The organism is Paludisphaera soli (assembly GCF_011064595.1).
In the GTDB taxonomy this organism is placed as follows: domain Bacteria; phylum Planctomycetota; class Planctomycetia; order Isosphaerales; family Isosphaeraceae; genus Paludisphaera; species Paludisphaera soli.
Map to the genome: position 1 here is coordinate 1 of NZ_JAALJI010000067.1, position 8778 is coordinate 8778.

Sequence of the window (8778 nt, forward strand, 5' to 3'; positions counted from 1 at the left end):
GTTCTCGGAGTTCCTCGCCGGCCTTCCCGTTCCAAGGCCGCTCGCCATCTCGGCTCGGGGCGGATCCGGCGTCGCGACGGCTAGGTCGATGCCCGTCAGGGGACCGCCTTCACCGCACGCCCCGCCCGCCCGACGTCGGCCGTCGCCGACGCGACCGCCTCCTCCAGCGACGCGGCCTCACGATCGAACGCGATGAAGAGGCGGCCGTTCTGCCAGGCCACGGTCCCGTCGTCGCAGCCGGCCGCATGCAGCCTGCCGAGCAGCTCGTCGGTCAAGTCGGCGCAGTCGCCTTCCAGGGTCAACTCGAACTCGTAGACCTCTAACATGTCCGTCCCTCCCTCGCCGTTCGGGTGATCGACGCTCCAGCAGGACAATTCGGCCGGCAGAGAGTTCGGGCTCGGGTCGCCAGCGTCGGCCTAGTAAGACCGAAGCGAATCCGCATTAGGTAGTCAACCTGATCTACCTGTCGAATTTCCGCTACCACAGGCACTTTAGGACGACGGGGGAAAACCCCTTGATTGTGCCCAGTCAGCGATGCCATGATCACGAAATTCCGGGATTTTTTGACTACAAAAGCGTTCGAGCCTGTCAATGAAGACCACCATCTACCTCCTCCATGGCACATGGCCGAAAGGTCCTCCGCTTGCGGTCGAGCTTGATAAGCTCATGACGCGTTTGTCCTGGAGATGCCCCCAGAATCGCCCTCCACTCTGGTTTGAGGATGGCTCTTCGTTCCGCATCGGGGTTTCGAGCCGGCTGGCTGACCTCGGTACCGACCATGAGTTCATAGAAATCAACTGGTCGGGGGCTAACTCGCTCCCGGCCCGATTGGACGCTTCGGCGAAATTGAGGGCTTCGATCGAGGAGGGGTTCGGGCGAGACCCCTCGGGGAGGCACGTTGTCGTAGCCCACAGCCATGGCGGCAACGTTGCCATGTACTGCCTCGACGAATTGAATGTCGCCGCGATGCCTCACGGCGTGGCGACGCTGGCGACTCCGTTCATCGAAGCCGTGTCGATTTCCCGGCGGAGCGACACCCATTCTGCGAGGGCGAGACGACCGAGAAGGGAGTCCCGATCCAGGTCGATGGCGGAGGTGGGCGGGATTGGATTCTCGCGCGTCATGGGCCATCTGAGAGAGTTGCCCCCCCGCCTGCTCCTCGCCTACCTAGGGGCCTACTGTGTGGTTGTGATCGCTGCTTATGCCTTGATGATTCGCACGACGGCTTCCATGATACAGGATTCGTCTCCGAGGTCGCAGTCGACTTCCGTATGGCTAATCTCCACTGCCGTCCTGAATATCGGAATGATGGCCGCGATGTATGTGACCTATAAGGTGAATCCAGCTTTAGCCATTGGAGTTCTGCGCCGTGTTTTCGGCATGCTGAAACTGCCCGATCGAGATGTAGCGGCTTCGAGGCAGAGGCGCTTTTATCGCACGACGATGGCGACCAGGAGACGCTTGTTTCGACGTGGAAGACCTCAACTTCTAGTTGTCAGGGCCAACGGCGACGAGGCCACCAAGGCACTTTTGATGGCTCAGATCGCCATGGTGGTTGATGAAGTACGGAGAAATCCCTGGGTAGTTCTGGCGTCGGCAGCGTTCTTGGCGTCGATTCTTGCGGCCTCAGCTTATGTTTTATGGGCCGAGGTCGACTCCAAGACGTCCCATGATTTATTCGGAGAACTGAGTCCGTTTTCGACCATCCTGTATTGTTTTTCCTTCGCCGTGCTGCTGCTGGGATTATTTGGGATGTGGTTTCCTATCGACAGATTGTTTCTGTGGCCCTTCGGCGTCCAAGCGGTCCGCTTTCGCAAGGGTGTCTCTGTCCGAGCCAACTCCGCACCGACCGGGGTCCCGGCACGTTTCTTCATCGTGCCGGACGAGGACGTCGCCGGGGGCATGCGCCACGCCGTGTACAACTCGCCTGCAGCCCAACAGGAAGTCGCCGAATGGATCGTCTCCATCAAGGTCGGCGGTCCTGACTGCACCAACCCCGTATTCGATGGCAGGGCATTGCACACCGGGGCGAGCGAAGCAGCGGGCAGTTGACATGCAGCGTTCGAAGCGATGAGCCGTATCGCGGTACCGCTTGATCGGCGGGCGATATCTTCAGCGGAGGCCGTCGACGACTACCACAATCTTCGCCTCGATCACCGGTTCACTTGCTTCGCGATCTGAACGATCAGAGCGATCAAAGCCATCACCAACAGCCCCCCCATCACCCAATAGAACTGCGGGGCCTCGTGGTACGACGGTGGAGTCACATTCCCCCTCGCGTCCTTCGACGCACCGAGGCCGACCCCGAGGCGGCGATACCGCTTCTCCGACTTCGACATCTTCCGGCCCTGGTTGATCTCGTCCCAGGTCCACTTCTCGTAGCCTGGCGGCTTCTGGCGTCGCGGCATGGATCACGGCTCCCGATCGGCGTGAAGTCGGACGCTGAGGCCGAACGACCCGCGACGATTCTTATTCGACGTCCCCCGACGTCCTCGCTCGGCGGACCGGCGGGAGTGGGCGGTGGACCGGCGCAAGCAGTAGCGACGCGAGGTCGCCCGACGTTTCGGGTTCAATTCATCGTTCGTCGTGGCGGCGACCGGCCCGGTATGATCCTACATCTCGCCATCACTGAGGAAAACCTCGGCTGAGAACACCTCGCCGTTGAGAGAAGCCGCGATCCATGGTCCAAGAACTTCCCAAGGCCGCACACACCCTGGTCATCTCCTACCAGGGCGTCCGCCGCGCGATCGGGATCGTCGGCCTGATCCTGCCGATCCTGCTCGGCCCGGTCGGCTGGCTCGTCGGCGTCCCCATCCAGGACAACATGAGCAGCTACTACCACACGCCGATGCGCGACGTCTTCGTGGGGGCGATGTGCACGATCGGCGTCTTCCTGTTCTGCTACCGCGGGTACGACCGGGTCGAGAGCTGGACCGCCAGATTCGGCTGCCTCGGCGCGCTCGGCGTCGCGTTCTGCCCGCTCGATCCGGGCAGCGACCCTCTCTACCAGCGGTCCCTCGTCGGCTACTTGCACTCGCTCAGCGGCGGGCTGTTCTTCTTGACCCTGGCCTTCTACTCGCTCTTCCACTTTCCCAGCGCGAAGGACGAGGAGCTCGAGCAGGCCTCGCACGAGACGGAGCGAGTCTTCGTCTATCGAACGAGCGGCGTGATCATCCTCCTCAGCATGGCGGCGATGGGCACCTACCTTTTCCTACTGCCGGACCACTGGAGACGCGTGCTCGACGACTACAACTTCCTGTTCTGGGGCGAGTGGGTGGCCGTCTGGGCGTTCGCCGCCGCATGGCTGACCAAAGGCCATGCGATCCTGGCCGAGATCGGCGTCGAGCTGCTGGCCTTGCCGGCCCAATTGCTCAGGCGTCGCGAAGGAGAGGCGCGGTAGGCCGGGGCGTTTCAAGCGCCGAGCTTCCCGCCGTCCGGCCTCGGTCACCGTCGTTTGGACTTCGAGCGAGGCTTGGGGACGGCCGGAGCGTCCGCGGGACGTGGGATGGCCGGCCTAATGGTGGGCGTCAAGGGCGGGGCTCATGGAGTGATGAGGTGGTCGTAACCGCCGCGCTCGGGATCGAAGAAGTCGATGAACGGCCGGATCTGGCCCAGCCCCACGTTCAGCTTGATCTGGGTCTGATCTCCGGCTTCGCCGCGGCGAAACGTGAGCGACGGCCTCGCGGTGATCTCGACGCTCCCGTTGTCGCCGTCGTCCAGGGAGATGAACGGCCGACCGTCCAGCGGGTTTCTCGGGCTGATCATAGCGGACAGTTGCCCGTCGCCCTTGAAGAGCATCAAGCCCGCGCCGGTCAGGCTGGCCGTAGACGAGTTCGGCCCCGCGCCGATCGTCAGGGCTCCAAGAGGCAACCCCTGATCGATCACCCCAAGGTTGGCCATCACCTGTCCGGACTCGTCGACCACCTGCACACGCTTCGCGACCAAGAGATCCGCCTGGATCTGTCTCGGCATCACGAACCGCTCTTGGAACGGCGTCGCCAGCCCTGCGACGGCCACCAGCCCGATCAGCCCGCACGCCCACGCCAGCAGGCGGTTGCGACTCTCCAGGCCGGCGATACGCTTCGCCAGCGCGTCGAGCGCCTTCGCCTCGATCCATTCCCCGAGCGGCTCTCCCCGAGGCGCGTCGGCGGGTTTGAACACGCTCTCCGGCTCGGACTCGCGCGCAACGATCATCGTTACGAGCGGGTCTTCAGCACCTCGCTCCGCCGGCTCAGCGGGCGGGGCTGCGGTCGCGCCGTGCGCGAACGTCCCGCCGCACTTAGGGCAGCGGATCTTCGCCCCGGCCGGCGGGGCTTCCTTCACCTTGCCGCGGTTGCCACAGAGAGGGCAGTCTATGCGCTGGGTGGGATCCATTGAATGTACTTCACAGCGGAGAAGTCACCCACGTAAACACAGGCGAGCAGCCCTGCTACCTTCTTATGGCGTCGCATCCACTAACGATGCACCGCAACGAGGATGAAAGCGAGAGGCAACCATCTTCGGTGGCCTTCGGTCCCAGCATTGTTATCGCTTTCTCTTTCAACGTCACTTTGGGGCGTTGCTGCAGCAGTAGCCTGGTGCACAGCTTAAGCAACTGATCCTCGTTCGACTCAAGATGATAATGAAGTCGCTTGGCGATTGGGCAATCGAGCTCTGCGGCATCAATTTGTGTGGGGGTCAAGCCAACCGAATCCAGGTCGCATGGCAGTATAGGCAGAAAATAGGCGTCTGAAAACGGCGAGCGTCTTTTACTGCCGATACCTAAGATCACCCGATGGAAATCGTCGTCCGTGTTCACGAGAAAGAGGCTGAACGGCGATTCAGGGTGGGGCTCTACCCGCCATATGGAGTCTAACCAATCCCTCGCGCGTTGCGTTTGCGGGGTCGAGGTGAACCCAAACGAGCCGGAATTGCGAAGCTTTCTCAAAAATATAGGCGTGCAAAGGCCTATGGAGTGTGCAATGGTTGGCGGCTGGGCCATCAAGCCTCCAGGTCGTCGAGCACCTCGGAGGCGGCCTCCCGGATGTCGGCGTCGACTTCGTTCTCGATGACATGCTTCAGGAGGCGGACAGCGGTCGGCCCACCCATGTCGCCGATAGCCTGGATGGAGGCCAACCTAATGCTCTCGTTTCCCTTGGCAACGCAATCCGAGAGCATTGGGAACTTCCGGTTCACGCTGAGATTCGATCGGCCGACAGCTCGCAAAAGGATGTACCAGACTTCGTCTTTCCGATCGAAGCGCGGGAACTCGCGGGCTGCGTCCCATCTCGAGATGTCGCCAGGAAGGATCCGCACAGCATACTTGATAGCGAGATCGCCGAACGAACATAAGATGTCCACGGCTATGTCCAGTCCGTCGGTGCCACCCCTTTGCACGCACTCCTGAATCAGGGTTTCTATGGCTTCCAATGGCGCGTCCGAGTCAGCAAGTTCCTTACTGACTCGATCAAGATGGGTCGCCCGATCCCGGATCGGTGAACGGATCATGTCCTCCACCGCCTGCTTGAAGAAGGTCGAGTCGAGAATCCCCGTCCTGGTGGAGGCGGCGGAAGCATCAGTCTGCGGTTGGGTGTTTCGACTTAACGCCTCGTACGCCCCGTAGGGAGGGTTGAAAGGAAGAACGTCCATCCCGAAGTTGCGATCTCGATTCCCTGAAGTCGCGGCGCGTCTAATCGAGCCAGTTTCGAATTGGTCATAAGACACACGTAGGGCGGTCATCAGGGGATCTCCAGGTGAAACGCTGTGCCCATCATCCCTCGGCAAACTTCATAATCCGCGTTGAAGCGTTCCGCAGCCTCGCAGGCTTGTGAAATTTGCTCTTCCGGGGTCGTCGCCCTTTGGGCTCGATCGATGTCTATAGAACGGTGAAAGTTATAGAAGACAAACACGTCTTCGGCCACGCAAGCAACCGTCTTTTCAACTCGAACGTCATCCAGTCTGAAGGTGCCAACCCATTTCGCTTGTTCGAGTTCCCCCTCGGGGCCGAGCCCCTTAAGGTCGTCGCCAAAGGTGGGTACGGGACGGTCTTCCCATTCCTGTTTGCTGATGCGAAAATGAAAATTATGGCCTATCGCATAAACCGGCGTGTGTGGGAGTAGCCTCAGCACGGCTGCCACCTTCGCACCACAATCGACCGCTCGGCTCGATGACGAGACGATCAGCTTCTGGGGGTCTACCTGCCACTTGGTTTTGATCGCTCCGATTTCGACCTCGAAACCAGCTCGCGGCGACATGAGATCAAAATGGGTAGCCAGGTCACGCTCCTGGTAAACCTTGAATCGGCTAAGCCAGTCAGGCGTGATCACTGAGGGATTGAACGCCCCTATGGCAACGGTTTGTGCGAGTTCCAAGCTCGGCGGCACGGTACGGTTGAACCTCCAGGTGAGAGTGCCTCATTGTACCCCCCCCTTGTCGGCCTACTAGGGTCAAGGAGGCGGTGAGGGCCACTTTCTAGGTTCAGTATGCGCGATTTGGGAGGCTTAGGGAAGCTGCGGGGTAAGGCGGCAGCCTCTGTTGCTCTTGTTGCTTCAGCCGAAAGCAACAGGACATTCGGCAGAGACATCTTTCTGGAACCATGCACGCATCTCACCCCTGACGCCACCTCTTCTTGGCTCGGTTTGTAAAGGATGCGATCCAGCCCTCGTGTCGCATCATGAGAGGCAGTTCATATCCTCGTTGCATCCAAACAACACGAGCTAACGGAGACTTGCTCGCGCCGAAGGATATGGTACAGAGGTTCAGTGCGGGGCGTCGGTCGGCGCGTCGCGTTTCTTCACTTCTTTCGGTGTACGCCTGATCATTCGAACGCCGGGCATCCGATAACACCCTCGCCGTTGCAGGACATCTTGCGCAGGAACAGGTAGGCGCACGGAGGATGGTTAGATGGCTCGGAAGAAGCGATACCGGCACGTCGAGGGCGACGGTGTCACCGAGACGGATGTAATCGTCTGCCGGCCGGAAGAGTGGCGCGACCTTCCAGAATCTCTGGACCCTTCTTGGATCGGCTCATTGTTCACGCCGAGAGTTTGGGTCGCGGTTCGACGTCCTACCCGCCTTCCCACCAGGCCGGCCAAGGTCGATGACACCGCTTCCGATCGCGTCGACGAGGACGCCCCCGGCGATCCTAGGATCGATCAGCTCGTCTGATTCGAGGATCTGCTCGTACTTCGCCACGCCGATCGCCGCGATTCGCTCTTGCGCCGTCTCGTCGAGCGACAGGAAGTGGATCACCAGGGCGTTGAGCAGGGGCCCGGCACCCATCTTCTTACCGCGAAACGTCACTTTGCGGGCCAATCGCTTCTGCGCGACGACGAACGCATCCTTCACTTCCGCGGCGGAAGGGGCTTGGATCTTCTCTTTGTCATCAGGGTCTCGGCTCATGGCCGCGATTTTCCTGTTGATCGAAAGCATTGTCCATCCTTTCCTTGCGTTTGATCGCACGTCGATTTGATCAAAAAACAAAAAGAACAACTTGATTCTTTGATCAAATCGCGGTAGTATCTCGCTGTCGGTATCACGCGATACCGGGCTGAACGCTAGCCGCAGGGGGTTCCAGTGGATCACGTCGCTTTCGTCGTCCGCCTTCCGCCCGACGAGCACGAGCTGGTCGTCAAGGAGCGGAACAAGAGCGGAGTTCCGACCAACACGCTCATCCGTCGCCTGCTCCTGGAGAAGCTCAGGCCCAAGGCCAAGCAACGGGGCCGCAAGCCCGACGAGACCGCCGCCTGAGCCTACGCGGCAAACGGAGATTCGCGAGGGTCACGCCGTTTATTTCAACAATGCGTTTCGCGCAGACCACGGGGGCCACGGCGATGAGGAGGAGGAAGGGCCGGTATCTGATCCTGGAGGACGACGGCCGGATCACGCTGGCCGTGGCCGACTTCGACGAGGCCGACCGGCTCGCCGAGTCGACCGGCCTGGAGCACGAGGACGGCTACTTCGACCTCGGCCCCGTCGACGACTGCCTGATCGCGAGCTATCGACGGTACGCCGGGCTGGCCCGCGAGTTCCTGGCCGACTGGCTGATGCTGGGCCGGACCTGGGACGCCGACCAGGCCGACCGCCGCCGCCCCGAGACGTACACCGTCCCCTGCTACACGGGGGGGCTGTGACCCGTGGAGCACCACCAGGACGACGAACAGGCGCGGTGGCTGGAGTGGCGGCGCGGGGGCGTCGGGGCGAGCGACTCGCCGGCGATCCTCGGCGTCTGCCCGCACCGCACGCGGATGGCGGTCTACCTGGACAAGGTCGGGGCCGCGAAGCCCCGGAAGCAGACCGAGACGCAGGAGTGGGGCATCCGGCTGGAGCCGCTGATCGCCGCGGCCTACGCCGAGCGGGCCGACCTCGCGATCGTCCAGCGCCAGGCCTGCCTGGAATCCACCGAACACCCCTGGCTCCGCGCCACGATCGACGGGATCGCCGAGGACGGCCGGATCGTCGAGTTCAAGTCGCTCGGCCTGCACGCGGCGAACGAGTTCCGCGCCCCGGTCGGCGAGTGGTGGCGGCTCCCCGAGAACTGGCTTGTGCAGGGGAACCACCAGATGCTCGTCGCCGGCCAGGAGTGGGTGGACTTCGCGGTCTTCCTGCCGCTGGAGCTCCGGATCTACTCCGTGCCCCGCGACGAGAAGCTCTGCCGGCTGATCCTCGACGAGACCCAGGAGTTCTGGGCGTGCGTCGAGGACGGCGTCCCGCCCCGCACCGTCGACCCCCGCGACCACGAGCGGATCCAGTTCGCCTACCCCAAGGCCGAGGGCGTGCTGACGCTCGACGCCCCCGAGC

The 8778-nt window shown here is 62.0% G+C and carries 11 protein-coding genes; 5 read left to right on the forward strand and 6 right to left on the reverse strand.

What is annotated here, in order from left to right; translation table 11 throughout:
• Nucleotides 1-95 precede the first annotated feature (95 nt).
• The gene (locus tag G6O68_RS31030) at nt 96-326 is read right to left on the reverse strand and encodes a hypothetical protein (RefSeq protein ID WP_165253516.1); all 231 of its coding nucleotides are present in this window, start codon (nt 324-326) and stop codon (nt 96-98) included.
• A gap of 979 nt (nt 327-1305) precedes the next feature.
• Here G6O68_RS31030 and G6O68_RS31035 point away from each other — a divergent pair.
• The gene (locus tag G6O68_RS31035) at nt 1306-2052 is read left to right on the forward strand and encodes a hypothetical protein (protein WP_165253518.1); all 747 of its coding nucleotides are present in this window, start codon (nt 1306-1308) and stop codon (nt 2050-2052) included.
• Between the two features lie 101 nt (nt 2053-2153).
• On the opposite strand, the gene G6O68_RS31040 is transcribed toward G6O68_RS31035, so the two are convergent.
• Complete coding sequence (locus G6O68_RS31040) at nt 2154-2408, reverse strand: hypothetical protein (RefSeq protein WP_165253514.1); 255 nt, start codon at nt 2406-2408, stop codon at nt 2154-2156.
• A 272-nt stretch (nt 2409-2680) separates the two neighbouring features.
• Between G6O68_RS31040 and G6O68_RS31045 the strand changes: the two genes are divergently transcribed.
• On the forward strand, nt 2681-3400 hold the full coding sequence (locus G6O68_RS31045) for a hypothetical protein (protein ID WP_165253520.1): 720 nt from the start codon (nt 2681-2683) through the stop codon (nt 3398-3400).
• Between the two features lie 140 nt (nt 3401-3540).
• Here the strand turns inward: G6O68_RS31045 and G6O68_RS31050 are convergent, their stop codons facing one another.
• From G6O68_RS31050 to G6O68_RS31065, 4 genes are all read right to left on the reverse strand, one after another.
• A complete protein-coding gene (locus tag G6O68_RS31050; protein ID WP_165253522.1) occupies nt 3541-4374 on the reverse strand; it encodes a hypothetical protein in 834 nt (277 codons plus the stop codon).
• 606 nt (nt 4375-4980) lie between these two features.
• Entirely contained in the window at nt 4981-5718 is a 738-nt protein-coding gene (locus tag G6O68_RS31055) for a HEAT repeat domain-containing protein (RefSeq protein ID WP_165253524.1), read from the reverse strand.
• Complete coding sequence (locus G6O68_RS31060; protein WP_165253526.1) at nt 5718-6362, reverse strand: hypothetical protein; 645 nt, start codon at nt 6360-6362, stop codon at nt 5718-5720. The genes G6O68_RS31055 and G6O68_RS31060 overlap by 1 nt, the downstream gene beginning before the upstream one ends.
• A 643-nt stretch (nt 6363-7005) precedes the next feature.
• Complete coding sequence (locus G6O68_RS31065) at nt 7006-7410, reverse strand: hypothetical protein (protein WP_165253528.1); 405 nt, start codon at nt 7408-7410, stop codon at nt 7006-7008.
• Between the two features lie 144 nt (nt 7411-7554).
• On the opposite strand from G6O68_RS31065, the gene G6O68_RS31070 reads away from it, so the two are divergent.
• The 3 genes from G6O68_RS31070 to G6O68_RS31080 form a co-directional block, all read left to right on the forward strand.
• Nucleotides 7555-7728: a hypothetical protein gene (locus tag G6O68_RS31070; RefSeq protein WP_165253530.1), complete on the forward strand. Its 174-nt coding sequence runs from the start codon at nt 7555-7557 to the stop codon at nt 7726-7728.
• A gap of 83 nt (nt 7729-7811) precedes the next feature.
• Nucleotides 7812-8111 carry a hypothetical protein gene (locus G6O68_RS31075; RefSeq protein WP_165253532.1) on the forward strand — a complete coding sequence of 100 codons (300 nt, stop codon included), beginning with the start codon at nt 7812-7814 and terminating at the stop codon, nt 8109-8111.
• Nucleotides 8112-8114: 3 nt separating this feature from the next.
• Nucleotides 8115-8778: YqaJ viral recombinase family protein (locus tag G6O68_RS31080; protein ID WP_165253533.1), on the forward strand; the 664-nt coding region annotated here is incomplete at its 3' end.

Bases quoted from the DNA above. Each gene is read 5' to 3' on its own strand.
- G6O68_RS31030 (WP_165253516.1), bottom strand. From the start codon at position 326: ATGTTAGAGGTCTACGAGTTCGAGTTGACCCTGGAAGGCGACTGCGCC.
- G6O68_RS31065 (WP_165253528.1), bottom strand. From the start codon at position 7,410: ATGCTTTCGATCAACAGGAAAATCGCGGCCATGAGCCGAGACCCTGAT.
- G6O68_RS31075 (WP_165253532.1), top strand. From the start codon at position 7,812: ATGAGGAGGAGGAAGGGCCGGTATCTGATCCTGGAGGACGACGGCCGG.
- G6O68_RS31045 (WP_165253520.1), top strand. From the start codon at position 2,681: ATGGTCCAAGAACTTCCCAAGGCCGCACACACCCTGGTCATCTCCTAC.
- G6O68_RS31050 (WP_165253522.1), bottom strand. From the start codon at position 4,374: ATGGATCCCACCCAGCGCATAGACTGCCCTCTCTGTGGCAACCGCGGC.
- G6O68_RS31040 (WP_165253514.1), bottom strand. From the start codon at position 2,408: ATGCCGCGACGCCAGAAGCCGCCAGGCTACGAGAAGTGGACCTGGGAC.
- G6O68_RS31035 (WP_165253518.1), top strand. From the start codon at position 1,306: ATGATGGCCGCGATGTATGTGACCTATAAGGTGAATCCAGCTTTAGCC.
- G6O68_RS31055 (WP_165253524.1), bottom strand. From the start codon at position 5,718: ATGACCGCCCTACGTGTGTCTTATGACCAATTCGAAACTGGCTCGATT.